We start from the raw sequence: 26199 nt of genomic DNA on the forward strand, positions 1-26199 counted from the left end.
TGAGAGAAGGGCGCGACGGGAATCGCGCCCGAGATCATGGCGTCAACCTATGAACGGCGCCTTGCCGGGTCAAGGATGCTCACGCCGACATGAAGGGATGCCAGCGCCGCGTCCAGCGCGGGAGCGGAAATCTCCATATATTCAAGGGTCTCGGTCCAGAGCAGGACCGCTCTGACCGGCGTTTGGGGATAAAGGGAGGAGAGCACGGCCCGGTACAGCGCGAGTTGGCGGACATAAGCCGCCGGCGCCTCCGCGGCGCTCTTCGGCGCCACCTGATTGGTCTTGAAATCGACGATCAGGACCTCCCTGGGGGTTACCACCAGCCGGTCGATCTGGCCCGACACCAGCGCTGGCGGCCGGCCGGATCGGTCCAGCCGGCCGACGATGGCGACCTCGGCGCGGCTGCCGGCGGCAAACACGGCGGCAAAACGCGGTGCGGCGATCAAGGCGAGCACCTTGTCGGCCAGCGCCACGCGGTCGGCCTCCGGCCAGTCCGCGGCGTTGCGCGCCATGAAGCCGAGCGCGGCCTCGCGCCGGCGGTCGGTGGCGATGTCGGGCAGGGATTGCAGCAGCCGGTGCACCAGCGTACCGCGCTGCAATGCAAGGGCCCGGGACTGGACCGATTCGCCTGTCCGGACAGCGCGGCCTCCCTCGGCGGCTTGGCCCGAGGGGCGCAGCGGATCGTCATCGAGGATTTCTTTCGGCGCTGGGGTACGCAGCCAGTCCGGCAGCGCGATTGTCTCGTCAACGGAGGTCGCAGGCGTGCCCAGCGGCGCGACGTCCTCCCGACGGGCAAAGCGGGTCACCTTTCCAAGCGGCGTCTCCATCGTCTGCTTCTCAAGGCCGGAACCGGCGAGGCCCTTGTCGACGAGGTCGTACCAGCAGAGCTTGCGCACCGTGTTCATGTTACCGGGCATGCAGCCGCCGACGATCAGCCGGTCGGCCGCGCGCGTCATTGCGACATAGAGCAGGCGGCGATATTCGTCCTCGGTCTCCTCGAGCATCGCCTTGCGCGCGTCGATGACGGGTTTCGGATCGTCCGCCTTCCGCCCGGCCCAGACCACGACCTCACTGCCATTGCCGCGCGGCACATGGATCAGGCGCAGGCGCTGCGTGTCCGCGGGCGAGGACGTGGTGTCGACCATGAACACCACGGAGGCTTCCAGACCCTTGGCGCCGTGCACGGTCATGACGCGGACCTCGTCGCGCGAGATCTCCATGTCGCGCTTCACCTCGGTGTCGGCCGAGCGCAGCCAGGCCATGAAACCTTGCAGCGAGGCCGGCGCCTTGCGCTCGTAGTTGAGCGCGAGCTCCAAGAATTCGTCGAGCGCATCGTTGGCTTCAAAGCCGAGCCGGCGCAGGATGCGCGCGCGGCCTTCGTCGCCGCCAAGCAGCCAGGCATAGAATGCGAACGGCGTCTCATTGCGCGCGTGGACGTCGCAGGCTTCCAGCCGGCGCTGCACGGCTGTGAATTTCTCGCTTGTCCGCGCGTGCTCGGCCAGCGCACGGCGCAGCGATCCCTTACGGTCCCAGGCGAGTGCAAACAGGTCGTCATCGTCGAGGCCGAACAGCGGGCTCTTCAGCGCCACCGCGAGCGCAAGATCATCCTGTGGCAGGAGCAGCGCATCGGCGAGGTTCATCAAATCGATGATCGCGATGTGCTCGGTCAGCTTCAACCGGTCGGCGCCGGCGACGGGGATGCCGGCGTGCTTCAGCGCCTGGATCACCGCGTCGAACGCGTTGCCGCGCCGCCGCACCAGGATCAGCATGTCGCCATAGCGCAGCGGCCGCCGCTCACCTTCGTGACCCGTCAGCGTGCCACTCTCCACCAGACGCTTGATCTCGGCCTGGATGCGGCGGGCGAGCTTCACCTCGGGGCTGGTGACGGAAACGCCGTCGAATGGCGCGCGCCAGCCTTCGATGTCCTGCCTGTCGTCGGCTTCCGCAAGGTCCCAAAGCTCGATCAGGCTCGGGCCGGCATCGCTGAGCGCATTGTGCAGGGGATGGCCGATCTCGATCGCGTGGATGCTCTTGTAGATGTCCGGCTCGCGGAACACGCGGTCGACCGAGTGCAGGATCGTGGCGCCCGAGCGAAATGAATAGGTGAACGCGACGGGATCGAATTTCAGCCCGGCTGCGGTGAATTTGCGGTGCAGCTCGCGCCGGCGCGCGTCGAATTCGTGCGGCGCGGCGCCCTGGAACGAGAAGATCGACTGCTTCTCGTCGCCGACGGCGAAGATGGTCCGGTTGAGGCCCTCACGCGCGCCCTCGCCGGCGGTGAACTCGGAGATGATGTGCGCGACGATGTCCCATTGCCGCGGGCTCGTGTCCTGCGCCTCGTCGATCAGCACATGATCGACGCCGCGGTCGAGCTTGTAGTGCACCCAGCCCGAGCTGATGCGGTTCAGCATCGTCAGCGTCTTGTCGATGAGGTCGTCGTAGTCGAGCAGCCCGCGCTCCTGCTTTTCGCGGCGGTAGTTCGCCGCCGCGGCGGTCGCAATGTGCAGGAGAGCCTCGGTGCGGTCGCGCACGGTGACCGCGCGGCGCTTCTCGATCAATGCGCCGAGGCGCAGCGCCTCGGCCTCGAACAGGCGCGCGACGGAGGGGTTGTGATCGCCGAACTTCCTGGTCAGCACGGCCTTGCGTGGCAGCTTCTCGTCGGTAAGGAAGACGCTGAGATAGGCATCGACCTGCGCGCTGCCGGAAAACACTTTTGCCGCACGCAGCCGCTCTGCCTGGCCGTTATCGGACTTGCTGCCGTCCTCCAGCGCAAAGGCGATGTCGTCCCAGCGCGATCGCGGCAGGAAGGGGCCATCGAGAATTTCAAGCTCGAGGTCTTCCATGCGGTCAGCGGCATCGACGCCCAGCACCGCCGCCATCTCCGCGGCAGCTGCCTCGGCGCTGCCGGCCGCATCGGTCCAGGCCATGAAGTGATCGCGGCTGAGGCAGGCTTCACGCACAACCTCCTTGAACGTGACGTCCGCGGCGTGCGCCATCGCCGTGAGCAAGGCGCGGCCGGTGACGCTATCAGGATCGCGCGCGGCCTCCAGCAGCACCTTCAGATTGGCGCGCTCCATCATGTCGGTCTGGTCGCGCTCGTCGATCACGGCGAAGCGTGCCGGCACGTTGGCCTCGAACGGGAACTGCTGGAGCAGTCGGGTGCACAGCGCGTGGATGGTCTGCACCTTCAAGCCGCCCGGCGTCTCCAGTGCACAGGCGAACAGCTTTCGCGCCTCACGACGCAGCTTTGCGGTGGGATAGGGGATCCCGGCGGCGCGGATCGCATCGTCAAGCGCTGTGTCATCCAGCGTCACCCAATGGCCGAGCGTCGTGAACACGCGCTCGGCCATGTTGGCGGCTGCCGCCTTGGTGAAGGTGATGCAGAGGATCTTTTCCGGAGGCACGCCCGACAGCAACAGGCGGATGACCCGCTGCACCAGCACATGCGTCTTGCCCGAGCCGGCATTGGCCGACACGAAGGCCGATGCGTTCGGGTCGGTGGCGCGCGCCTGCGTCGCGCGCACGGCATCAGGGATGGGGCGCGGCGCCTTCACCATTCCTCGATCCCTAAGCCGCCGGCGGCGGACCATTCCTTGATACGTGCGAGATCGTCATAGCTGCCGTAGCGGTTGGTCCACATCGGCAGGTTCAACGAGGTGTAGGCCTGGTTCTCGTCCTCGAAGGCGCGGATCAGCGCTTCCAGCTTGTTTCGCGCTTCCGTGGCTGCGGTGTCCGGCGGCTGCGGTGTGTCACTCGGCTTGATCTTGAGCTCCAGGATGCGCTCCTCGCCCGGCGGATTGTTGCCGCTCAGCCGAACGTAAACGAGCTGGCTGACGGATGAGCCGGCGTCGATGTCGGGAAAACCGCCCTCGCGCAGGATCGCCGCTTCCAGCGTGAGCTGCGGCGACAATCCCATGCGCACCTGCTTGCCGGTCGGCGGCTGGCCGGTCTTGTAGTCGAGGATCGCGTAACCGCCGCCCTGGCGCTGCTCGATGCGATCGGCGCGCGCGGAGAGATAAAACGTGCGCTCATTGTCGAGCGGGATTGATATCTCGCCGCGGGTCTCGGCGGCGATCGCCTCGATCGCGTCGCGCCGCGCCTGCTCCCATTCGCCAAACCAGCGTGCGATACGCTGGAAACGCGGCCACCACAACGCCCGCGCTTCCGGGCGCTCCATCAGCGGCGCAAAATGCTTTTCGCCGATCGCACGCAGGACACGCACCGGATCCTGCGGCAAGCGGGCGGCATAGACTTCCGTGAACTCGCCCAGGGCATCGTGGATGGCAGAGCCGCGGTCGGCAGCGGAGAGCGGCATGTCGACGGGATCGAGCGCGTCGAGCCGCAAAATGTATTTTGCGTAGATCGTGTAGGGATCGCGCAGCCAATCCTCGATCGCGGTGACCGACAGCTTCAGCGGCCGCGTTGCGCGCGGCGGCCGCGGCTCGGGCTGCTTGATCGGCTTGACCTCGTCGGGCTGATCCAGCGCGCTCGCGAACAGGACATATTTTTCACCTGCGCGTTTTGCCGCCTTCCAATGCTCGTCGCCCGCGACCGCTTCCAGCCGGTGCAGGAAGCGCGAGGCCACCGCCGGCGCGCCGCCGGCCTTGGCGGAATGGGTCAGGATCACCTCGTCGGCGCCGAGCAGCTGCGCGAAGTCATGCGCGGAGAGGCCGATGCGGCGCTCCGGCAGATCGAGACCGAGCTCGTGCCGCATCGGGCGGCTGAGCCAGGGATCGATGCGCGGCGAGGGTGGCCACACGCCTTCGATAAGCCCGCCGACGATGATGCGGTCGGCCTGCATCAGGCGCGATTCCAGAGGACCATAGATCTGGAGCCGCGCGCCGGGCTTGTCCGGCCGCCGCACCGCGCGGTCGCCGAACGCGGTCTGGAACACGTCGGCATAGTCTGGCAGCGGAACCACCAGCCCGCTCGTCGTGCCGCCGCGCAGGAGATCGTCGAAGGCGGCGGCGAGCGCCAACCCTTCGCGATCCTCGAACGCAAGCGCGATGCCCTGCTCGTCGCGCGACAGCGCGATCAGGATCTCGCGATGGCGATGCGCGAGCTCGGCGAAATCGTGAGGTTTTGACGATGCCAGACTCTCGATCGGCGCCAGCGCCGCCTGCAACGCCGCGATCAGTGCCTGGATACGATCGAGGTTTTCGGCCTTCAGCCGTGCGCGGGGCTCATTTCGATGCAGAGCGGAGACCTCGCTCCGCCAGAGTTTTCCAAGCTCATCGCGGAAGCGGGTGAACTCGCGCGAGAGCCCCGCCGTGCCGGGCGGCGGGCGGGTGCCGCGCAACACCGCGAGCTCCAAGCCCTCGATTGCGGCCGTCCACGCACCGGGCACCGCGCCGAGCCGGCACAGCGGATGCTTCAGCAGCGCAAGCAAGGTCGGCGGCTCCAGGCCCTTGGTCGCAACTTCCGCCGCAAGGCGCGCAAACGTGCCGGCGGAGGTTTCCATCAGCACGTCGCCGCCGGAATCGTCGAAGGCGAGATCCCAGCGCGCGAGCGCCGCCATCACCCGCCGCGCGAGCGCGCGATCCGGTGTCACCAGCGCGGCGGATTTGTCGAGATGCCGCGCCTCGCGCATCGCAATCGCAATCGCGAGCGCTTCCATCTCGGGATTGGGCGCCTCGACGACGGCGAGCCCTTTCATGCCGGCGGCGATCTTGCCGGCGACATCGCGCTGCTTCAGCCGGTCGTGCCACCTCTCGGTCGCGCTTGACGGCCGCATCACTTCGGAAGCGAGGAGATCGCGTCCGCCTTCCGCCGGCGGTTGGAGGATATCGACGTCGCTGCGCTTGATGCCGAAGCGCTGCAGCAGCGCGTGCATGGCATATTGCGGATGATTGGAGGCGGGATGTTCCGCGAACTGGCCCAGCGCATCGCGCACGCCGCCGATGGTTCTCCAGGCGTCCTCGTCGAGATCGGTGTCGAGTCCCGGCAGCACCACTGCGCCATGCGGGAGCGAAGCAACCGCGTGCAGGAATTTGGCGGTGGCCGGCATCGAACCGGTCGAGCCCGCTGCGATCACGGGTCCTGTGCGATGCGCGGTCAGCCGCTTTGCCTCTGCGGCGATCAGTTGATCGCGCCGCGCCGCGGGTTCGATCCGGTTGATCTCGGCGAGATGGCTCGGCCAGGCCTCGCGCGCGATGCGCAGGAACTGAAGCGAATGTTGCCAGTATTGATCGAGCTGGTCGGGAATGAGTCCGTCGAGCGCGCTCCAGTCGACGCCGCGCGTCACCATGTCGTCGATGAGGCGCGCAAGATCCGAGGCGAGCGCCAGCGTCGAGGCGGGGCCGCCGACCACCAGCGGCGCCAACACCTCGCCTTTGGCCCAGGCCGCCACCAGCCGGGCCAGCGTCAGCCTGCGTTCGAGCTCGCCAAGGCGCGGCGGAATGTCGAGCGGTGTTGTGCCGGAAAACTGCTCGGCCTCGTCGGCAAAAGCGAGTTCGTCCTCGTCGATATCGCCGAGGGCGACGATGCGCGGCAACACCACCGCGTCCGCCTTCATTTCCTCCAGGAAGATCTCGCGCACAACGCGCATCGCGCGCCGCGTCGGCAGATAGAGCGTGGCGTCCGCCAGCCGCGCCGGTTCGCTGCGCGCCTCAAAGCCATCGACCAGCCGGCCGTCGAGCAGCGCGGCGACGACCGTACGCAGGAAGGGAACCGAAACTGGAACGGTGAAGACGCGCATGAGCTGCCTGATTCGCCGACGCAGGATGCATCATGGTCCGCTGTTAGCAGCACTTGGTAGGGTGGGCAAAGGCGCGCTTGCGCCGTGCCCACCACTTCCGAGTCCGATCGTTTGATGGAAGAGGTGGGCACGCTGCGCTTTGCCTCCTACGAAGTCGACCGTGGGCCTTAAGCCACGCTCTCCAGAAACGCCTCTTCGGCGGCGTGCACGGCATCGGGGGTGCCGACGTGCATCCACAGGCCGTCGAGGCGGAGGCCGAACAGCCGCTCCTGCTCGCCGGCGCGATCGAACATTTTCGTCAGCGAGAACCCGCCCTTGGGTGCGCCGGCGAAGATCGTCGGCGAGATGATGGCCGCACCCGCATAGACGAACGGCACCACCTGGTTCTCGCGGCGGGCCCGCAAGGTACCGTCCGGCAGCATCGAGTAGTCGCCGCGGCCGCTATAGCCGATGCTGCTCGCGGTCGGCGCCATCAACAACAGGATGTCCATCCGCGCCGGGTCGAAATTCTCCGCAAGCCGCTCCAGGTTGGAGCGCACGCCGTCGATCCAGAGCGTGTCGGAGTTGACGTGGAAGAAGGGGGCATCGCCCAGCAGCGGCAGCGCCTTGACCACGCCGCCGCCGGTGCCGAGCACCTGGTCGCGCTCGTCCGAGATGATCACGCGCGGCTGCTTGCGGCCGGCGACGTGGTCGATGATCTGGTCCGGCAAATAGTGCACGTTGACCACGGCTTCGTCGACGCCGGCCTGGCCGAGCTTGTCGAGCACGTGGTCGAGCAGCGGCTGGCCTGCGACGCTCACCAGCGGTTTCGGCATCTTCTCCGTCAGGGGGCGCATGCGCAGGCCGAGGCCGGCTGCGAGCACCATGGCTTTGGTCGGTTTGACGGGCATGCCTGACTTTCTCGAAAACCTCAATTTCGCGGCCCCAGCAATCCTAGCACGCGGATCAGCCGGCCAAACCGCCATAATCACCTGGGATGACGTTTGTACGACGGGTGTTGCAATCAAGCTCCCGCGGATGTGGACCGCGCCTTTTTCCTCTTGTCGCCCTGCTTGAGGAAGTTGACGCCGATCTGGTCGCCATTGACCCAGGCAAGCTCGCAGCGCCGGTAGGCCAATCCGGTCGACGACGACAGTAGAAAAAATTCCTTGAGGTGCAGGCCCTCGACCGAGCCCTCGATGGTGAGCTTGGCGCCGGTCTCGGAGACGTCTTCCATGGTGCAGTCGCGCCGCCAGGTTCCGTCGATCCCCATCATATGGGCAGGTATCCCGCGCTCGAAGACGACGCGGTCGCCTTTGCGTCGTTCGGTGCTCGCTGCCATGCGTCCTCGCTTCCGACCTGTGTCTTTGCGGCCTCCAGCAGGCGAGATTACGGCTGCGATGGCTAACACCCGGTAAATCAGCCTCTCGGCGGCGGAACGTTGGCAACGTACCAGTCGCGCAGATGGGCCAGTGAGGGATGGGCCAGCGAGCGCTGAAGATAGGTCCAGATCCGCGGCTGATGGCGCAGATAATGCGGCTTGCCGTCGCGGCGGTTGAGGCGCGCGAAGGTGCCGAGCAGGCGCGTATTCCGCTGCGCCGACATGATGGCGTAGAGCTCGGCAAAGCCCGCCGGATCGAAGCCGGCATCGCCAGCGCGGCGCGCCTTGATGTAGCGCGACAGCAGCGTCAGCTCGAGACTCTCGGGCACGTCGATGCGGGCGTCCTGGAGCAGCGACACGACGTCGTAGGATCGCGGCCCGAGGACGGTGTCCTGGAAGTCGATCACGCCGAGACGCGCGATGCCCGTGCGGTCCGCAAGCCAGATCAGGTTGGGCGAATGATAGTCGCGCAGCACCCAGGTCCTCGGCGCCGCCAATGGCTTTGCGAGCAGCTCGCGCCACATCGCGAAGAATTCCGCGCGTCTCTCCTCGGTCAGCGGGGCATCGCGATCGGGGAGGTACCATTCCGGCATCAGTCCGATCTCGATCAGGAGTGCCTCTGTGTCGAAGACGGGAATGGCGTAGTCGCCGTGACCGGACAGCGGCAATATCTCCGGCAGCGCCCTGCCGTGCAGTGCTGCCAGTGCGTCGGCCGCGACCTCGTAGCGTTCGGCAATGGGGCGCGGCGGGTCGCCTTCGATCACGCCCTCGCTGCCAAAGTCCTCCGTGATCAGGAAGCCATTGTCGAGATCGGAATGGTGGATGAAAGGCGCGGAGATGCCCTGCGCGCGCAAGCCTTCGTCGATCGCGACGAAGGGTTTTACGTTCTCGGCGAGATGCACCGCGGCGCTGTAGGATTTTCCGCTGTAGATCGCGGCGCCGTCGGGGCGCTGCGGAAAGTTCATCAGGATGACGATGCCGTCGTCGCGGAGCAACCGCGCATAGGAGCGGGTCGAGGCATCGCCATTCATGCGCCGCCGCGTCGACTCCATGAAGCCGGACCTGTCGAGGAATTCACGCAGCGCCTTCAGCCGCGCGACCGTCGCTGCAGCCTTGCCGTAGCCGGTGATGTCGGCCGCGCGCGCGGTCGACCCGAGTGCCGGCCGATGCGTGAGCGCGATATCGATGCGATCAGCAGGCAAGGCGGACGGCGCGCGCTCCGGCCATTCGACGAGAACGAGCGTGGCTTCGGGCAGCGGCGACAGGCCGATCTCCTCGAGCTCGCCTTCGTCCTCGACGCGATAGAGATCGGCATGCAGCACCGGATAAGGCGGCAGCTCATAACCCTGCACCAGCGTGAAGGTCGGGCTCGGCACCTCCAACATCGTGTCGTCGGCGAGATAGCGGATCATGGCCCGCGCGGCCGCGGTCTTGCCGGCGCCGAGATCACCAGAGAGTGTGATGACGTCGCCGGATCCGACCAGCAGCGCGAGATCGGCCATGAGCTGCGCAGTCGCCGTCTCGTTGAAAAGCGCGACGGAGAATGTCGTTGATGCGGTCATTCGGCGGCGTCGCGATGCGCCGCCTGGTCGGTCGGGAAGTCGCAGGTCACGGTCGTGCCCCTGCCGACGATCGAATCCACCCGCACCTTGCCGCCATGCAGCTCGACGAAGGAGCGCACCAGCGACAGGCCGAGACCGGCGCCGCGATGGCGCGAGCCTTGCGAGCGGCTTTCGAACCAGTTGAACACCTTGTCCTTCATGTCGGCAGGTATTCCAGGCCCGGAATCTGTCACGGTGAAGACCACGCTGCGCTCGGTGCGGCGCGCACTGATGCCGACGATCGAATCCTGCGACGAGAAGCCGACCGCGTTGGCGAGCAGGTTATAGAGTACCTGCACTACGCGCTTCTCGTCGCCGACGAAGCTGCCGACGTTGGGCGCGATCTCGACCTTGAGGCGGATGCGGTCCGTGGCGAGCCGGTCCTGGATACCTTCGGCGGCAAGCTCGATCGCCTTGGAGACGTCGACCGGGCCGAGCTCGAGTTTCATCGCGCCAGCGTCGATGGTCGCAAGATCGAGGATGTTGTTGGTCAGCGCCAGCAGCGCGTTGGTCGATTTGGTGACGTAGTCGAGATATTCGGCCTGCTTCGGCGTCAGCGGACCGGTCGAGGGATCGCTGAGGAAGTGCGCAAAGCCGATGATGGTGGTGAGCGGGGCGCGCAGCTCGTAGGAGACGTGGTGGACGAAATCCACCTTCATCTGATCGGCGGCTTCCAGCGCCTCGTTACGCTCGCGCAGCGCACGCTCGACGTTCTCCGTGTCGGTGATGTCCTGGAAGGTCAGCATGGTGGCGCCGTCGGGCAGCGGCCGGATCATGCCGTTCACGACGCTGCCGTCCTTGCGCTCCAGCTTCAGCGGCACATCGGCGCGATTCTCAATCGAGGTGATGGCCTCGCGGATCTGTCGCCAGACGTTCGCTTCGTCGAACAGCGGCTGGCACCAGCCCTCAACGGTCTGGATATGCGGCTGCTCGCGCAACGCCTCGTTCGACAGCTTCCACATCCGCGCGAAGGCCGGATTCGACAACTGGACCTTGCCATTGCTGCCGAACACCGCGACGCCTTCGGCGAGACTGTCCAGCGTCTCGCGCTGCACGCGGATTAGGCCGTCGAAGCGGCGCGCAAGATCAAGACTCTCGGTGACGTCGTCGAACAGGTAGGTGACGCCGCCTTCGGGGCTGGGCGTGGTGACCACCGAGAGCGCGCGACCGTCGGGTAGGAACCAGGTGTCATGGGCGGTCTCGACCGCGCGATAGGCCTCGTGCAGCTTGGCCTTCCAGGCGCGGAAGTCCGGCTGTTCCGGCAGTTTTCGCGCGGCGCGGAGCTGGTCCAGCACGCTGGAATCATCGGGATTGGCATCGAGGAAGGTGCGGTCGAGATCCCAGAGCCGGCGATAGGAGTCGTTGTAGAAGGCAAGTCGCCGCTGTCCGTCGAACACGGCAACGCCAGAGGAGAGCTGATCGAGGGTACGGCGATGCGCCTCCGCCATCCGTACCAGCGCCGAGCTCAGCGCATCCGCTTCGCTGGCGTCGATCGCGACGCCGACGCTGCCATCGCCGACATTGACGGCACGCACGTCATAGATGCGGCGCTCGCCGCCGATCACGATTGGCAGGCGAGAGGTGAAGTTGGTGGCGTCCTTCAGCCCGCGCTCCATGTCGGCGCGGTCGGCGCTGTCCAAAAGCTCGAGCTTGCGCTCTTGGGCGTCGGTGACGCTCAAAGCTTCGGTTGCCCGCACATAGGCCGGGTTGGCGTAGGCGAGCGCGCCGTTCGCGCTCTTGGCCCAGATCGGCCAGGGGCTAGACGCGGCAAAGCCGCGCAGCATCTCGGTCTCGTCGAGCAGCGCCTTGTGGCGCAGATTGGTTTCGGCGAGCTCGCGCCGTAGCCCCGAGAGTTCGCGAATCCTGACGATGGCCTGACCGCCGATGGCGCGGCCGATGGCTTCGAGGGTGCGGCCGCTCGCTGTGGTCAGGTTGAGCTGGAACCCGTCGCCATGCTCGCGCAGCGCATCGACGGCATGATCCATCTGGAGCGCCGGCTCCGGCGGCAGCCAGGTTCCAAACGCCAGCACGCGCTGCGGCGAGGAATCGCGGGGCAGCACCATGGAGATGTCGCCTGAGATCTGGGCGCGATTATCGCCTGCGGGCCAGGAGATGAGGATCTGCGGCTCGGCGAACAGCAGCGCGCCGAAGCGGTCGGCCTGCAGTTGCAGTTCCCCGATCCGGGTCTGCAACCGCTCCTCGTTCTTCGCCGTGCGGACGCGGATTCGCATCAACAGGATCGCGGCGACCACCGAGAAGCCCAGCAAAGCGAGCGCGGTCGCCAGCACCGCGATCTCCTGCCGGTTGAAGTCCAGCAATGTGGAAAGTGTGTCGATGAGCTCGGCGGCATTCGCCGGCGCAGCCGGAAGCAACGCCGCGAGAGCGCCGCCGATCAGGCCGTTGCGCGCCAATGACGTGCACGATAGCAGCGTCCGACGCATCGACACGATCACGCCTGACATAATTGCCCCAAGACCGCACGAATTTACGCTCGGCGATCTCCCCCGCCGCGCGCGAATCAAAAGACAATATCCCCTTCGTGACTCGACCGGTAAGAGTCCAGATCGTGAACGCAAAGGTGGCCCCAAAAAAATGCGGGCCAAGCGGTTCCAGGTTCATGTAGCTCTGCGGGTGATTCGGCTGGAGTTGCCGTGCCTTAGTGCGCCGTGTGGATTGCTCGCCACGATGAAGGTGCGCTCCCTCTCCCGCTTGCGGGGGAGGGCTGGGGAGGGGGTGTCTCCGCAACGGGGCGCTCCCGGTGTGGAGAGAGCCCTCACCCGCCACGCTCTGCGAGCGCGTCGACCTCTCCCGCAAGCGGGAGAGGTGAAGAAACTAGCGTCCGGTCGAGCCGAAGCCGCCGGCGCCGCGATCCGTCGCCGACAGCGTGGCGACGGGAACCAGGGCGGCCTGAACCACCGGCGCGATCACCATCTGCGCGATGCGCTCGCCGCGCTTGACCACGAACGGCGTATCGCCGTGATTGATCAGGATCACCTTGATCTCGCCGCGATAGTCCGCATCGATCGTTCCGGGCGAGTTCAGCACGGTGACACCGTGCTTGGCGGCGAGACCCGAACGTGGCCGCACCTGCGCCTCGTACCCGGCCGGCAATGCGATCGCGAGCCCCGTCGGTACCAGCGCATGCTTGCCGCAGGCGAGCGTCAGAGGTTCGCTCTCGAGAACGGCGGCCATCAGGTCGAGACCGGCGGCCTCGGCCGTCTGGTAGGCCGGCAGCGGCAGGCCTTCGGCATGACCCAGGCGTTGCAGTTCGACGGTGACCTTCGTGCTCAAGATGCGGGCTCCAGGAATTTGTCGGCCACGCTTTTCACGACATGCGCGATCAGCTCGGTGGCGACCTGTTCCTTGGTCATCACCGGCCAGGAATCAACTGCAATCTCGCCGTCCTCCCCACCGCTTTTGCGGCTGAGCAGGTGCACGGTGTTGCGGTCGCCGCCCATCACGCCGGTTGCTGGCGAGACGTCGTTGGCGACGATCCAGTCGCAGCCCTTGCGCGCGAGCTTGGCCTTGGCGTTGTCGATGAGGTGCTCGGTCTCGGCGGCAAAGCCGATCACCAGCGGCGGGCGCCTGTCCGTCAGCTTCGAGATCGTGGCGAGGATGTCGGGATTTTCGACGAGCTGCAGCGGCGGCATGCCGGCCGACGTCTTCTTCAGCTTCTGCTCGCCCTCATTGGCGACGCGCCAGTCGGCAACCGCGGCGGCGAAGATGGCGATGTCGACCGGAAGTGAGGCCTGCACATGCTCCAGCATCTGTCGGGCTGATTCGACGTGCTTGACCGTGACGCCATCGGGATCGTCGAGGTCGACCGGGCCGCTCACCAAAATGACCTCGGCGCCTGCGGCCTGCGCAGCGGCGGCAATGGCAAAGCCCTGCTTGCCGGAGGAACGGTTCGCGATATAGCGCACCGGATCGATCGGCTCATGCGTCGGGCCTGCAGTGATCAGCACGCGCCTGCCCGCGAGTGGCCGCGGCACCGGCGGCCGCAGCAGGCGCTCGGCGGCCGCAGCGATCTCGACGGCCTCCGACATCCGGCCGACGCCGGCCTCGCCTGCTTCGGCCATCTCGCCGGCATTGGGGCCGATCATCACCACGCCGTCGCGCTGGAGCAAGCCTACGTTGCGGCGTGTCGCGGCGTTATTCCACATCAGCGGATTCATCGCCGGCGCCAGCAGGATTTTTCGGTTGGTGGCGAGCAGGATGGCGCTGGCAAGATCGTCGGCATGGCCGCATGCCATCTTGGCCATCAGGTCGGCGGTCGCCGGCGCCACCACGATCAGGTCGCAGTCGCGCGCGAGGCGAATGTGGCCGGCGTCGAACTCGCTCTGGGGGTCGAACAGGTCGGTATAGACGCGCTCATGGGACAGCGCGCTTGCCGCCAGCGGCGTGACGAATTGCTGCGCGGCCTTGGTTAGCACGCAGCGGACCTCGACGCGCCGCTCCTTGAGCCGACGGATCAGGTCGAGCGACTTGTAGGCTGCGATCCCGCCGCCGATGATCAGGGTGACGCTGGCCTCGGGCAGGGCGCCGGCGCGCGGTGATGTGGAGGCGGGGAAGGCTGCCACGGGCGGCACCGCGAATGGTGTCAGCGGCTCCTCGCGGCCCTCGATCAGCTCCCGCAGGATGACCCGGACCTCTTCTTCGACCGACCTATGGTTCTTGGCCGAGCGCAGGCGCAAGTAGGTTTTGATGCCTTCGTCGAGCTTGCGGATGGTCAGGCTGGCCATGGGGCGGACCTCCGATGATGTGATAGCGATGCTATCACATCATGAATGCATTGCAATCAATGTCCGCGGATGGCGAGCAGGATTCCGACCAGGGCAAGGGCAATGACCCAAAGGCCAACTGTCTGCCACCGGGCTTTGCGCCCCTCCGCTCGGGCCATTTCCTCGATCGTGTCCGACGACAGCATGTGGCCTTCGCGGGTCATGGTTTCCAACTGCTCAAGCACTGTCACGGCGCGGCTGGCGATTGCTGGCAGTCCCGCCAGCACCCGGCCGAGCTCGCCGGCACCGGACATCGCGCCCTGGATGCGACCGACCGGGCCGAGATTGTGCGCGATCCACTCGCGCACCACGGGGTCGGCGGTCTTCCAGATGTCGAGCTTGGGATCGAAGCCGCGCGCGACGCCCTCGACCACCACCATGGTCTTCTGGAGCAGGATCAGCTCGGGTCTGGTCTGCATGTCGAACAGGCCGGTGACCTCGAGCAGCAGCGTGAGCAGTCGCGCCATCGAGATCTCCTCGGCGGTGCGATTGTGAATCGGCTCGCCGATGGCGCGGATTGCCTGTGCAAAGTTCTCGACCGAATGGTGCGAGGGCACATAGCCCGCCTCGAAATGTACCTCCGCGACGCGGCGATAGTCGCGGGTGATGAAGCCGAGCAGGATTTCGGCGAGGAAGCGCCGCTCCTTCAGGCCGAGCCGGCCCATGATGCCGAAATCGACCGCGACGAGATGCCCGGCATCGTCCAGGAACATGTTTCCCGGATGCATGTCGGCGTGGAAGAAGCCGTCGCGCAGCGCGTGGCGCAGAAAGCTCTGGATGATCTTTCGGCCGAGGTCGGGCAGGTCGACATTGGCTTCCTTCAGGCGCGCGTGGTCATTCAGCGCGATGCCGTCGATCCACTCCATTGTCAGCACGTTGTGCGTGGTGCGATCCCAATCGACCGTGGGCACGCGGAAATCCGGATCGTCCTGCGTGTTCTCCGCCATCTCCGACAGCGCCGCTGCTTCCAGCCGCAGGTCCATCTCCATCGCGACAGAGCGCGACATGGTGTTGATGACCTCGACGAGGCGCAGGCGGCGCGCTTCGGCCGAATAGGTCTCGGCCTTGTGCGCGACGAAGAAGAAATCGGAGAGGTCGCGCCGGAAGCGCGCGGCGACGTTGGGTCGCAGCACCTTGATCGCGACCGCCTTGCGCACGCCGTTGCGCATCACTTCGCCGCGATGCACCTGCGCGATCGAGGCCGCGGCAACGGGCGGGCCAAAGCTCGCGAACGCCTCCGTCAGAGGACGCTCCAGCGATGTCGCGATTTGGGTTTCCGCTTCGGCCTGCGAAAACGGCGGCAGGCGATCCTGGAGGCTTTCGAGGTCGCGCGCCATGACGACGCCGACGACGTCCGGGCGTGTTGCCAGGAACTGGCCGAGCTTGAGATAGGCCGGGCCCATCCGGGTCAGCGCGCGCGACAGTCGCGGTCCGTGCTTTGGGCCGCGCCGTTCGACGAGGCGGGCAAGCTTCAGGGCGAGTTGTCCGGGCGGCGGCACCAGGCTCGGATCGACGGCGCCGAACACGCCCTCGCGCGCGAACACGATCGCGGCGCGGGCAAGACGCGCAATGTGGGTAATGGCAGAGATCACAAACGCCAGCCTGAATGCAATGCGACGATGCCGCCGGACAGGGTCTGCCAGCTCACGCGGGAGAAGCCGGCCGCGCGGAGCATGTCGGCGAAGGCGTTCGGCTTGGGGAATTTGCGGATGGATTCGACGAGATACTGATACGATTCGGCATCGCCCGTGACCATGCGGCCGAGCGGCGGAATCACCTTGAACGAGAACAGGTCATAGAGACGATCGAGCCCGGGCATCTCGACCGTGGAGAACTCCAGGCACAGGAAGCGGCTGCCCGGCTTCAGCACCCGATAGGCCTCGCCGAGTGCGAGATCGATCCGCGGCACGTTGCGGATTCCGAAAGCGATCGTATATGCGTCGAAGCTGCGATCGGCAAAGGCGAGTGCTTCGGCATTGCCCTCGACGAAGTCGACCTGGGAGGCAAGATGCCGCTTCTCGGCACGCTCGCGTCCCACGGCCAGCATGTTGGCGTTGATGTCGCAGACCGTGGCATGAAAGCCGGGGCCCGCGGCCTTGGCGGCGCGGAACGAGATATCGCCGGTGCCGCCGGCGACGTCGAGCAGCGCGAAAGGCCGCTCGCCCTTGGGCGGATCGAGCGCATTGATCATGATGTCCTTCCAGACCCGGTGCAGGCCACCGGACATCAGGTCGTTCATCAGGTCATAGCGCGAGGCAACACTGTGAAACACATCGTTCACCAGCGTCTGCTTGTCGCTCAGGGGGACGTCCCTGTAGCCAAAATGCGTGGTTTCGCCCGGCCGATCCATTACTCTACTCCACGAGGCGGACCATAGCGCGGCCGCCGCAATGGCGCTATCACACCGCCTTCATAAGGTGAATGCCTGACCATGCCTGAATTGCCCGAAGTCGAGACCGTCCGCCGCGGCCTCCAGCCCGTCATGGAAGGTGCAAAAATCGTCAAGGCGGAGGCCCGCAGGGCCGATTTGCGCTTTCCCTTTCAGCCGGATTTCGTGGCGCGGCTGCAGGGGCAGGTGGTCACCGGGCTCGGCCGGCGCGCAAAATATCTCATGGCCGATCTTGCCTCCGGCGACGTGCTGCTGATGCATCTCGGCATGTCCGGCTCGTTCCGTGTGATCAAGCCGGATGATGAAAAATTGCCGGGAGAATTTCACTATCCCAGGGGCAAGGACTCAACGCACGACCACGTGCTGTTTCGCATGTCCTCAGGGGCCGACATCGTGTTCAACGATCCGCGCCGCTTCGGTTACATGAAAGTGATCGCGCGCAACGCGCTCGAGGACGAGCCGCTATTGCGCGGGCTCGGCCCCGAGCCCCTCGGCAACGAATTCGATGCCGCGATGCTGGCTCAGTCCTGCGCCGGCAAGAAGACCAGCCTGAAGGCCGCGCTGCTCGACCAGCGCGTGGTGGCAGGGCTTGGCAACATCTATGTCTGCGAGGCGCTGCATCGCTCGCATCTGTCGCCGCGACGGATCGCCGCCACGCTCGCCACGCGAAAGGAGGAGCCGACCGATCATGCCAGGCGGCTGGTCGGCGCGATCCATGCCGTGCTCAACGATGCGATCAAGGCGGGCGGCTCGAGCTTGCGCGATCATCGCCAGACCTCTGGCGAGCTCGGCTACTTCCAACATTCCTTCAAGGTCTATGATCGCGAAGGAGAGACCTGCAAGACGTCGGGCTGTGGCGGCATCGTGAAGCGCTTCACCCAGAACGGACGATCGACGTTCTGGTGCCCGAAATGTCAGAAGTAGCGGATCAAGCTCGCGGCCGAGAAGCCGTGATGCTTTCAAGAGGCTAAGCGAAGCAATCCGGCCGGGCTGGTGACCGGATTGCTTCGCGGCTTGCGCTCCCTGCTACCGGAGAACAGGGAGCTCGTCTGAGCGATGCCCCGCTCAGGACACCAGCGTCGCGGTCTCGTTCGACGAGAGCTCGGCGGCCGCGTGCACCATCCCGTTCGCGGCCGAGATGACCTGATCGATCAAGAGATTGGTCGTTGTCGCGAGGTCGAGCCGGGTCTCGATCCACTGCCAGAGCCCGCGGATCTCGGTGGCCGACTTGCTGTCGGGGGCGAATTCGCTGACGGCGAGGCCGGCGGCAAGTGAGTCCTGGTGATCGTTGCGCATCACGATCAGCGGGCGTGCGAGCACGTCGGCGAGCTCGAGCGCGGCTTCCTCGCCGAGCGTATTGGCTGCATTGTCGATGCGCTGGCCGCGGATCGGCGTCTGGTTCAGCACGAAGCCGAAGGGCCGTTTCCAGGCGCGGGCGACGCTCAGCGTCGAGGTGGTTGCCTCGATGTCGGCGACCGTCGGCCGGGACGGGATCAGGCACAGATCGGAATGGCGAATCGCGGCGGTGGTCGCGGCGCTGAGGCCGGCTGCGGTGTCGACGATCGCGAGCTGCAGGCCGCTCTTCGCCAGCATCTTCAGGCGCGGCTCGATGTTGGCGGCCTGGTAGATCGGTTCGACCACGGGCTCAACCTCGGTGCGGCGGCGCTGCCAGTTCGACAGCGTGCCCTGCGGGTCGGTCTCGATCAGTCGAACGCTGAATCCTGCCTGCCGGGCGGCCAGCGCGAGGCCGATGGCAAGGGTGCTCTTGCCACTGCCACCCTTTTGGGTGGCCAGTACGATGGTATGCATAGATGATGAATCCTTTGGAGTGCCTGGGTCCTGGGTAACGCCACACGAACGTGCATCTGATGATGCTGAGCTCTTCTCGCTCAGGACGTGCCCGGCCCGATCCAAAGGGGATCGCGGATGTCCGAATCAACGGTACCATGATGGCGGAATCTGGGATTCCGGCGAATCCGTAGCAATACTGAAACTGAACCCGTAGTCGTACGTACCGATTTAAACTGCGCCGATTCCCGTGCTTCGGACGCCGCGCAGCTCGTCAGTGATGCGCTGCTGAGCCGGGGCTCAGAAACTGCGTGCTCGGAATTTGGCTGCGTGGGCCCGGCACTGCGCCGCGGCATTTCGTGCCGCGCCTTGTCCGGGGCAAGAGATGTCCGTCGTCGCCTGACTTACTTCCGCACGCAGATCACGCGCACCACGGCTGCGTTTGCATCCGTCGAGTTGCCATTCGCGGTGACGTCGTTCATCTTCAGGAAAGCGCGTACGGCATCGGCGGACACCATCACGGCCTGCGCGGCAGGCGTCGCGTTGGCGGGGCCGGCGACGACCGCCGATTTCAGCAGCGCGATGCCGGCAAACTTGCCGTCACCATCGATCCCGGCACTGCCGGAAAATCCAACCGCAGGCGCTGGCGAGAGCGCGGCATCGCCGCCGGTGACCGGAGCCAGCGCCGTCTTGAGGCTCGAGACGGCGGCGGCGCCGCCTTGATTCTGCGGATCGGCGATGCCGACGACATCGATAGCCGCCTTGGCGGCGCCGCTCGCCAGATTCAGCGGCTTCAAGCCGCGCGCGCCGTAGATGTGCAGCAGCGCGAGATCGTGCTCCTTGTCTTCCGCGAGCCGATCGGCATTGCCGTAGCCGCCGATGGTGAGCGCAAGGCAGCCGTCGGAGACGAGACGGTCGGTGACGATCGCGCCGTCATCGGTGACGACGATGCCGGTACCATATTCGACGGTTTTCCGCGGTGGTGGCCCTGCCTGCGGGACCGAGGGAAACGCATTGAAGGCGCTCGACATCGCGATCACGACCGGCTCGACGGTGTTTTCCATGGCCTGGTCGTAGAGGATCGTCATGATCCGCACCTCGTCACCCCTGAAGGTGCCGCGTACGTAAAACTTCTTCAGGCCCTGCAACCCCGACAGAACGAAGAAGTCCGGCTTCACCACGGTGTAATCGACCTTGCGCCCCGCGGGCTCCTTCTTCTCGACTTCGGCCAGCTTTGCGGTGGTCGGGTTCGCCTCCTTGCGGCGGCTGAGCAGCACCTGCACCGTGCCGGTCGGCGAGGTCCATTTCGAACCGTTGGCATCGGTCGCCTGCTGCGGCACGAGCTTGCCGGGGATGCCGAGCCGCGCGCCGCTGGTCGGCTCCATCACGATCTTCCAGCCGACGCTCTCCTGCTTCTTGCGCGCCGTCTCGGCGAGCGCCGCCCGCTCCTGCGGGTTCAGCACGCCGGTCGGCTTGCCGCCATTCGCCTTCTGGTATTCCTTGATGGCGCCGACCATGCGCTCGCTGACGTCGCCGGTGATGGCGCCGTTATACTGTCCGACCCAGGCGAGGTCGGATTGCAGCAGAAGGCGCTCCGCCTGCGCCATGGCGTCCGCGGTCTCCGACGGCGTTTGCAATGCGGGGCGGATTGGGACGGTCTGGACCGTCTTCGGCTTGGTGCCGGCAAGCGGCGGCGTCATTTGCGCGTGCGCGGTCGCTGCGGTCACCAACACAAATGTTGCCGCGAGCATCGATCTCATGACAAATCCAACCCGGCCATTGAACGTGGGCTCATTGAAGCACATCTCGTTGGTCGCAAACAATCTCGGGGTGGTTCAGGAGCGAAGAGGGTGCTGAGTCCCGACGAACTCGAACGCTATGCCCGCCATATCGTGCTGCGCGATGTCGGCGGACCGGGGCAGGCCGCCCTGAAGCAGGCTTCTGTGCTGGTGATCGGCGCCGGCGGTCTCGGCGCGCCGGCCCTGATGTATCTTGCCGCCGCCGGGATCGGCACGCTCGGCGTGGTCGATGACGACATCGTCTCGCTCTCCAACCTTCAGCGCCAGGTCATCCATACGACACCCGATATCGGACGGCACAAGGTCGAGAGCGCCGCGGAGCGGATTGCTGCGCTCAATCCGCATGTGCGGTTCGTCGGTCACGCCACCTGGCTCAATGCCGACAACGCGCTCGGCCTGATCGGCGATTACGACCTCGTGCTCGATGGCTCCGACAATTTTTCCACCCGCTATCTGGTTTCCGACGCCTGCTTCTTCGCGAAAAGACCGCTGATCACGGCCGCGCTCGGCACCTTCGACGGTTCGCTGACGACCATCCGCGCGCATGAGAAGAACGAGCAGGGCGAATTCAATCCGACCTATCGCTGCCTGTTCCCGGAGGCGCCGCCGCCCGGCACCGTGCCGGCCTGCTCCGAAGCCGGTGTGATGGGTGCGCTCGCCGGCGTGCTCGGTTCGATGATGGCGCTGGAAGCGATCCGCGAGATCGTCGGCTTTGGCGAGGGCCTGATCGGCCGTCTGCTGATGCTGGATGCGCGCGCGATGCGTTTCGAGACGCTGCGCTACGCGCGCGATCCGGCCAATCCGCTCAACGGCGATGGACCCGTGTTCGACGATCTGAGCATCCACCGCGAGTAGCGGTGGCGCTACTCAGCGCGCGAGCGGCCGCTCGCTGTCCATGTGCACGAGCTGCGATTCAGGATAGCGCTCACCTGCGGCGATGCCTGGCGGGAAGGCCTTTGCCAGCGTCGCGAGATGCTCCGGCGTCAGCTTCACCGTCAGCGCGCCGAGCGCTTCGGTCAGTCGCTCTCGCCGCCTTGCTCCGACCAGCGGCACGATGTCGGCGCCTTGCGCTGCCACCCAGGCGATCGCAACCTGCGCAGGCGTGGCACCGATCTGTTCGGCAACCCCGCGCAACATGTCCACCAGTGCGAGATTGGAGTCGAGATTTTCCGCCTGGAAGCGCGGGCTCATGCGCCGAAAGTCTTTGTCGTTTGCGCGGTCCTTCGACCAATGGCCGCTGATCAGGCCGCGCGACAGCACGCCATAGGCGGTGACGGCAATGCCGAGCTCACGGCACGTCTTCAGGATGTCGCTCTCGATACCACGTGACACCAGCGAATATTCGATCTGGAGGTCGACGATCGGGTGTATAGCGTGCGCGCGGCGGATGGTGTCGGAGCCGACCTCGGACAGGCCGATATGGCGGATCCAGCCGGCCTTGATCATGTCGGCCATCGCGCCAATCGTCTCCTCGATCGGCACGGACGGATCGAGCCGCGCCGGCCGGTAGATGTCGATGTGGTCGACGCGCAGACGCTGGAGCGAATAGGCGACGAAGTTCTTGATCGCCGCGGGCCGGCTGTCATAGCCAAGAAAACCCTTGTTCGGATCGCGCAGCGCACCGAACTTGACGCTGATCTGCAGCCGGTCGCGATTGCGCCCCTGGAGCGCCTCGCCAACGAGCATCTCATTGTGTCCCATGCCGTAGAAGTCGCTGGTGTCGAGCAGTGTGATGCCGGCATCGAGTGCGGCGTGGATCGTGGCGATGCTCTCGCCGCGGTCGGCGGGACCGTAAAAGTCCGACATGCCCATGCAGCCGAGACCGATGGCAGAGACGGTGGGGCCGGTTGAACCGAGTTTGCGCTGTTCCATGATGGCTCTCTCCTCGCGGGTGCCGCGGCCGATTGTGCCGCTTGCGATGCGGCAGATATGCGCCGGTTCGATTGCGCCGATAAGCTGGACAATATGGAAAAGCTTGTTCACTATATCGAACAATGAGCGAGCCTGACCTGCGCGATCTCGACGCCTTCGTGGCGGTGGCCCGCACCCGCAATTTTCGGCGGGCGGCGGTGGAGCAGCATGTCTCGGTCTCGAGCCTCAGCCAGCGCCTGCGCGACCTCGAGGAGCGCCTCGGCGTTCGCCTGATGAACCGCACCACCCGCAGCGTTGCCTTGACCGAGGCGGGCGAGCTCTTGCTGTCACGCGTCGCGCCGGCGCTGCGCGACGTCGGCGATGCCCTGGATCAGGTGCGCAGCCTCCGCGAAGTCGCGTCGGGCCGCCTGCGCATCAATGCGCCGCCGCCGGCGATCGATCTCGTGCTCGCCGAAATGGTCGGGCCGTTCCTGCGGGCGTATCCGCAGGTCGAGCTCGACATTGTCGCCGAAAGCTCGTTCGTCGATATCGTCAGCGGAGGCTTTGATGCCGGTGTGCGCTATGGCGAGCACCTGGCGCAGGACATGGTTGCGGTCCAACTTGGCAGGCCGCAGCGCTACGCGGTCGTCGCTTCAGCCGACTATGTCGCGCGCCGCGGCCGGCCAAAGCATCCCAAGGATCTGCTCGACCATGACTGCATCCGCACGCGCTTCGGCAGTGGCGCGATGCTCGATTTGGAGTTCGAGAAGAACGGTCATGTGGTGAAGGTCGATCCTCCCGCCAAGCTGATTGCGACCTATCTGGGACTTGCGATGCGCGCCGCACGCGACGGCGTGGGTTTTTGGGCGACGTTCGATGGGTATGTCCGTGAGCACGTCGAATCTGGGGCGCTGGTGAGCGTGCTGGAGGATTGGTGCGAGCCGTTTCCCGGACCGTTCCTGTACTATCCAAGCCGGCGGCAAGTTCCGCCGGCGTTGCGTGCCTTCATCGACTTCGCTGCAGAGTGGCGCAAACGAGAAAAGCGGCGCGGGTGAAGCATGATCCGGAAAAGTGTGCAGCGGTTTTCCCTCGCGACAAACGCGGAACGCGTTTGCGCGGAGATCATGCTTAAACAATAAGCCTCAGAGCATGCTCGGCAGCACGCGATCCGGAGGCTTGTGGGCGTCGAGGAAGGTGCGGATGTTGATGATCACCTTCTCGCCCATCTCGACGCGGCCTTCGATCGTGGCCGAGCCCATATGCGGCAGCAGCGTCACCTTGCCGGCCTTGGCGAGCCGCACCAGCTTCGGGTTGACCGCGGGCTCATGCTCGTAGACGTCGAGGCCGGCGCCGCCGATCTCGCCGGCTTCGATCAGCTTGATCAGCGTGTCCTCGTCGGTCACCTCGCCGCGCGCGGTGTTGACGATGTAGGCCTCTTTTCGGATCAGCTTCAGCCGCCGCGCCGAGAGCAGATGATAAGTGGCCGGCGTGTGCGGACAGTTCACCGAGATGATGTCCATCCGCGCCAGCATCTGGTCGAGGCTTTCCCAATAGGTCGCGCCCAGCTCGTCGGCGATCTTCGGCGCGACGGGCCGGCGGTTGTGATAGTGGATCTGCAGGCCGAAGGCGCGGGCACGGCGTGCCACGGCCTGGCCGATGCGGCCCATGCCGATGATGCCGAGCCGCTTGCCGCCAATGCGGTGGCCGAGCATCCAGGTCGGCGACCAGCCCGCCCAAGGTTTTCCTTCGGTGAGCACCGAGGCGCCCTCGATCAGCCGACGCGGCACCGCGAGGATCAGCGCCATGGTCATGTCGGCGGTGTCCTCGGTCAAAACCTTCGGCGTGTTGGTGACGGTGATGCCGCGCGCATGCGCCGCCTCGACGTCGATATTGTCGACACCGTTGCCGAAATTCGCGATCAAACGAAGCTTGCAGTCGGGCTGGTTGATGATGTCGGCGTTGATATGATCGGTCACGGTCGGAACCAGCACGTCGGCCGTGCGCGCGGCTTCCGCGATCTGCTCCCGCGACATCGGGGTGTCGTCAAGATTGATCCGGGCGTCGAACAATTCGCGCATGCGCGTCTCGATGGAGTCCGGCAGCTTGCGTGTCACGACGACGAGGGGTTTTTTCTTGACCGACATGTCCTGCTCTCATGAGGCTTCGCTGGCCGCCTCTGTCGTCAAAGGCTTACCGTTCAGACCTCATTAACCCGGTTGTTCGACACTGGCGCTGCCGCATCGTCCCCGGCGTTTCCTTCAAGCTCTCCCGACATTTCCGGCCGGAAAATCGGGCCAAACTGGTTTGTTAGACGTTCGTCCTCTCTAGCAGATGGCCGGGCCAAGACAAGAACCACGGCAGCGGAAGGAAGGACCCGCGTGGGGCGGGGAGAGGGGCATGCGGCGTGGGTTTGGAAGTGATTTCTCGGAATTCGGCTCGCTTGCGGCGGGGTTCCGGCAGGAGACGGGTCGTGATGGCGTTGGGGCGTTTTTGGTCGCTGGTGGTGCTCGTCTTGGGTTGGCTGAGCGCTTCGGTCAGCCCCGGACATTCGGCCAAGGACGCGGTTCAGACCGCGAGCGGCCTTCCTGTGCCCCGCTATGTCAGCCTCAAATCCGACCATGTGAATGTCCGCGCCGGCCCGACCAAGGACAACGATGTGGCCTGGGTTTACACCCGCGCGGGTCTCCCGGTCGAAATCACCGCCGAATTCGAGAACTGGCGCCGGGTTCGCGATTCCGAAGGTGCCGAGGGCTGGGTCTATCATTCATTGCTGTCGGGCCGACGCACCGCCGTCGTCACCATGAAGCACAAGGACGATCTCGCGCCGATCTATGATCGCGCCGACACCGAGAGCGCGATCGCCGCAAAGCTCCAGGCCGGCGTTGTTGCCCAGGTCAAGAAATGCACCACGGGTTGGTGCCACGTCATGGGCAACGGTTTTGACGGCTGGATCCAGCAGGAACGGCTCTGGGGCGTCTACGCCGACGAGCTGGTGAACTGACGCGAGAGGACAACCTGTTGCCCCAACGTCATGCCCGGGCCTGTCCCCGGCATCCACGCACTTTCTTGCTTAGCCTAGAACGTGGATGGCCGGGACGAGCCCGGCCATGACGATCAAACTGAACACCTAGGAAAGCCTCAGCGCTTCTTGCGCAGACGCACGACCATGTCGATGCGCGCGATCTCGTAGCCCTCGGGCACGTCGGGCATCTTCGACAGCGCCAGATGTGGGTCGGGAATGTCGACGAGCTCGTGGCTGTTCTCGAGATAATAGTGGTGGTGCGTGGTGACGTTGGTGTCGAAATAGGTCTTGGTGCCATCGACGCTGACCTGGCGCAGCAGACCGGCATCGGTGAGCTGGTTCAGGGTGTTGTAGACGGTGGCCAGCGACACCGGAACCTTGGCCAGCGTCGCTTCCTCGTAGAGCATTTCGGCGGTCAGGTGCCGGGCACCCTTGCCGAACAGCAGCCAGCCCAGCGCCATGCGCTGGCGCGTTGGGCGAAGCCCGGCAGCCTGGAGCATTTCGTTGACGTCGTGCCACGGGCAGCCGGTCAAGGCCGGCTGGCGTCCGGAGTGGAGGGACGCGGAATGGGCGGTTTCGTCGTGGTGGTTCGGGGCGTTATCGCTCATTTCCGATTTCAGGGCACGCGAGGAAGAACACTATTGTCCTCGAATATATGGACGGATAGATGCAGATGCAAGTTTCTCGCAACTAGAGCGGTTCTAAGTCGGCCCGGAACCGGGACGAGATGCGATCATTCTACCCTGTAATGGGCGCTTTGACGCCAGGAGGGCCTATGATAGAGAGCGCGCGGTCCCGCTTAGCCAGTTTTGGCGCAGCCGGGCCCAATGAGGCTTGGCCCGCGGTCGATTCGGCCGCGCGGTTTTTGTGCCTGACAATGGTCAATGGCGCTCCTTTCATCGAGAAACGGG

Annotated in this window: 19 protein-coding genes; 4 read left to right on the top strand and 15 right to left on the bottom strand. The window is 65.7% G+C overall.

Annotated features, from left to right (window positions below; translation table 11 throughout):
- Nucleotides 1-47: 47 nt before the first annotated feature.
- The 10 genes from addA to ubiE form a co-directional block, all read right to left on the bottom strand.
- Entirely contained in the window at nt 48-3557 is a 3510-nt protein-coding gene (gene addA, locus SO180_RS25190) for a double-strand break repair helicase AddA (RefSeq protein WP_449381530.1), read from the bottom strand.
- On the bottom strand, nt 3551-6697 hold the full coding sequence (gene addB, locus SO180_RS25195) for a double-strand break repair protein AddB (protein ID WP_449381531.1): 3147 nt from the start codon (nt 6695-6697) through the stop codon (nt 3551-3553). Before addB ends, addA begins: the two co-directional genes overlap by 7 nt.
- Before the next feature lie 167 nt (nt 6698-6864).
- On the bottom strand, nt 6865-7587 hold the full coding sequence (locus tag SO180_RS25200) for a nucleotidyltransferase family protein (protein ID WP_449381532.1): 723 nt from the start codon (nt 7585-7587) through the stop codon (nt 6865-6867).
- A gap of 113 nt (nt 7588-7700) precedes the next feature.
- Nucleotides 7701-8018 (bottom strand): PilZ domain-containing protein, encoded by a 318-nt coding sequence (locus SO180_RS25205; RefSeq protein WP_449381533.1) that lies wholly within the window; start codon nt 8016-8018, stop codon nt 7701-7703.
- A gap of 77 nt (nt 8019-8095) precedes the next feature.
- Nucleotides 8096-9619: a tRNA (adenosine(37)-N6)-threonylcarbamoyltransferase complex ATPase subunit type 1 TsaE gene (tsaE, locus tag SO180_RS25210; protein ID WP_449381534.1), complete on the bottom strand. Its 1524-nt coding sequence runs from the start codon at nt 9617-9619 to the stop codon at nt 8096-8098.
- On the bottom strand, nt 9616-12120 hold the full coding sequence (locus SO180_RS25215; protein WP_449381535.1) for a PAS domain-containing sensor histidine kinase: 2505 nt from the start codon (nt 12118-12120) through the stop codon (nt 9616-9618). Before SO180_RS25215 ends, tsaE begins: the two co-directional genes overlap by 4 nt.
- A 370-nt stretch (nt 12121-12490) precedes the next feature.
- Nucleotides 12491-12949: a dUTP diphosphatase gene (gene dut, locus SO180_RS25220; protein WP_449381536.1), complete on the bottom strand. Its 459-nt coding sequence runs from the start codon at nt 12947-12949 to the stop codon at nt 12491-12493.
- Nucleotides 12946-14400 carry a bifunctional phosphopantothenoylcysteine decarboxylase/phosphopantothenate--cysteine ligase CoaBC gene (gene coaBC, locus SO180_RS25225; protein ID WP_449381537.1) on the bottom strand — a complete coding sequence of 485 codons (1455 nt, stop codon included), beginning with the start codon at nt 14398-14400 and terminating at the stop codon, nt 12946-12948. Before coaBC ends, dut begins: the two co-directional genes overlap by 4 nt.
- A 56-nt stretch (nt 14401-14456) precedes the next feature.
- Nucleotides 14457-16031 (bottom strand): 2-polyprenylphenol 6-hydroxylase, encoded by a 1575-nt coding sequence (gene ubiB, locus SO180_RS25230; protein ID WP_449381538.1) that lies wholly within the window; start codon nt 16029-16031, stop codon nt 14457-14459.
- Nucleotides 16028-16789 carry a bifunctional demethylmenaquinone methyltransferase/2-methoxy-6-polyprenyl-1,4-benzoquinol methylase UbiE gene (gene ubiE / locus SO180_RS25235; protein WP_449381539.1) on the bottom strand — a complete coding sequence of 254 codons (762 nt, stop codon included), beginning with the start codon at nt 16787-16789 and terminating at the stop codon, nt 16028-16030. Before ubiE ends, ubiB begins: the two co-directional genes overlap by 4 nt.
- Nucleotides 16790-16870: 81 nt before the next feature.
- Here ubiE and mutM point away from each other — a divergent pair, with 81 nt between their 5' ends.
- The gene (mutM, locus tag SO180_RS25240; protein ID WP_449381540.1) at nt 16871-17752 is read left to right on the top strand and encodes a bifunctional DNA-formamidopyrimidine glycosylase/DNA-(apurinic or apyrimidinic site) lyase; all 882 of its coding nucleotides are present in this window, start codon (nt 16871-16873) and stop codon (nt 17750-17752) included.
- 141 nt (nt 17753-17893) lie between these two features.
- Here mutM and SO180_RS25245 read toward each other — a convergent pair whose 3' ends face one another.
- Nucleotides 17894-18637 carry a nucleotide-binding protein gene (locus SO180_RS25245; RefSeq protein WP_449381541.1) on the bottom strand — a complete coding sequence of 248 codons (744 nt, stop codon included), beginning with the start codon at nt 18635-18637 and terminating at the stop codon, nt 17894-17896.
- Nucleotides 18638-19020: 383 nt separating this feature from the next.
- Nucleotides 19021-20376 carry a serine protease gene (locus tag SO180_RS25250; protein ID WP_449381542.1) on the bottom strand — a complete coding sequence of 452 codons (1356 nt, stop codon included), beginning with the start codon at nt 20374-20376 and terminating at the stop codon, nt 19021-19023.
- A 90-nt stretch (nt 20377-20466) separates the two neighbouring features.
- On the opposite strand from SO180_RS25250, the gene SO180_RS25255 reads away from it, so the two are divergent.
- Nucleotides 20467-21270: a HesA/MoeB/ThiF family protein gene (locus SO180_RS25255; RefSeq protein WP_449381543.1), complete on the top strand. Its 804-nt coding sequence runs from the start codon at nt 20467-20469 to the stop codon at nt 21268-21270.
- Between the two features lie 12 nt (nt 21271-21282).
- Here SO180_RS25255 and SO180_RS25260 read toward each other — a convergent pair whose 3' ends face one another.
- The gene (locus SO180_RS25260; protein WP_449381544.1) at nt 21283-22287 is read right to left on the bottom strand and encodes an aldo/keto reductase; all 1005 of its coding nucleotides are present in this window, start codon (nt 22285-22287) and stop codon (nt 21283-21285) included.
- A gap of 122 nt (nt 22288-22409) precedes the next feature.
- Between SO180_RS25260 and SO180_RS25265 the strand changes: the two genes are divergently transcribed.
- Entirely contained in the window at nt 22410-23321 is a 912-nt protein-coding gene (locus SO180_RS25265) for a LysR family transcriptional regulator (RefSeq protein WP_449381545.1), read from the top strand.
- An 87-nt stretch (nt 23322-23408) separates the two neighbouring features.
- Here SO180_RS25265 and SO180_RS25270 read toward each other — a convergent pair whose 3' ends face one another.
- On the bottom strand, nt 23409-24410 hold the full coding sequence (locus tag SO180_RS25270) for a 2-hydroxyacid dehydrogenase (protein WP_449381546.1): 1002 nt from the start codon (nt 24408-24410) through the stop codon (nt 23409-23411).
- Between the two features lie 329 nt (nt 24411-24739).
- On the opposite strand from SO180_RS25270, the gene SO180_RS25275 reads away from it, so the two are divergent.
- Entirely contained in the window at nt 24740-25267 is a 528-nt protein-coding gene (locus SO180_RS25275; protein ID WP_449381561.1) for an SH3 domain-containing protein, read from the top strand.
- A 137-nt stretch (nt 25268-25404) separates the two neighbouring features.
- On the opposite strand, the gene irrA is transcribed toward SO180_RS25275, so the two are convergent.
- Entirely contained in the window at nt 25405-25896 is a 492-nt protein-coding gene (irrA, locus tag SO180_RS25280) for an iron response transcriptional regulator IrrA (protein WP_449381547.1), read from the bottom strand.
- Nucleotides 25897-26199: the final 303 nt, after the last annotated feature.

This window comes from Bradyrhizobium sp. UFLA05-112 (genome assembly GCF_053572325.1).

Coding starts and splice junctions, on each gene's coding strand:
- SO180_RS25265 (WP_449381545.1), top strand. CDS start 22,410: ATGAGCGAGCCTGACCTGCGCGATCTCGACGCCTTCGTGGCGGTGGCC.
- SO180_RS25215 (WP_449381535.1), bottom strand. CDS start 12,120: ATGTCAGGCGTGATCGTGTCGATGCGTCGGACGCTGCTATCGTGCACG.
- irrA (WP_449381547.1), bottom strand. CDS start 25,896: ATGAGCGATAACGCCCCGAACCACCACGACGAAACCGCCCATTCCGCG.
- SO180_RS25275 (WP_449381561.1), top strand. CDS start 24,740: ATGGCGTTGGGGCGTTTTTGGTCGCTGGTGGTGCTCGTCTTGGGTTGG.
- SO180_RS25260 (WP_449381544.1), bottom strand. CDS start 22,287: ATGGAACAGCGCAAACTCGGTTCAACCGGCCCCACCGTCTCTGCCATC.
- SO180_RS25250 (WP_449381542.1), bottom strand. CDS start 20,376: ATGAGATCGATGCTCGCGGCAACATTTGTGTTGGTGACCGCAGCGACC.
- mutM (WP_449381540.1), top strand. CDS start 16,871: ATGCCTGAATTGCCCGAAGTCGAGACCGTCCGCCGCGGCCTCCAGCCC.
- addB (WP_449381531.1), bottom strand. CDS start 6,697: ATGCGCGTCTTCACCGTTCCAGTTTCGGTTCCCTTCCTGCGTACGGTC.
- addA (WP_449381530.1), bottom strand. CDS start 3,557: ATGGTGAAGGCGCCGCGCCCCATCCCTGATGCCGTGCGCGCGACGCAG.
- tsaE (WP_449381534.1), bottom strand. CDS start 9,619: ATGACCGCATCAACGACATTCTCCGTCGCGCTTTTCAACGAGACGGCG.
- SO180_RS25245 (WP_449381541.1), bottom strand. CDS start 18,637: ATGCATACCATCGTACTGGCCACCCAAAAGGGTGGCAGTGGCAAGAGC.
- coaBC (WP_449381537.1), bottom strand. CDS start 14,400: ATGGCCAGCCTGACCATCCGCAAGCTCGACGAAGGCATCAAAACCTAC.
- SO180_RS25200 (WP_449381532.1), bottom strand. CDS start 7,587: ATGCCCGTCAAACCGACCAAAGCCATGGTGCTCGCAGCCGGCCTCGGC.
- ubiE (WP_449381539.1), bottom strand. CDS start 16,789: ATGGATCGGCCGGGCGAAACCACGCATTTTGGCTACAGGGACGTCCCC.
- SO180_RS25205 (WP_449381533.1), bottom strand. CDS start 8,018: ATGGCAGCGAGCACCGAACGACGCAAAGGCGACCGCGTCGTCTTCGAG.
- SO180_RS25270 (WP_449381546.1), bottom strand. CDS start 24,410: ATGTCGGTCAAGAAAAAACCCCTCGTCGTCGTGACACGCAAGCTGCCG.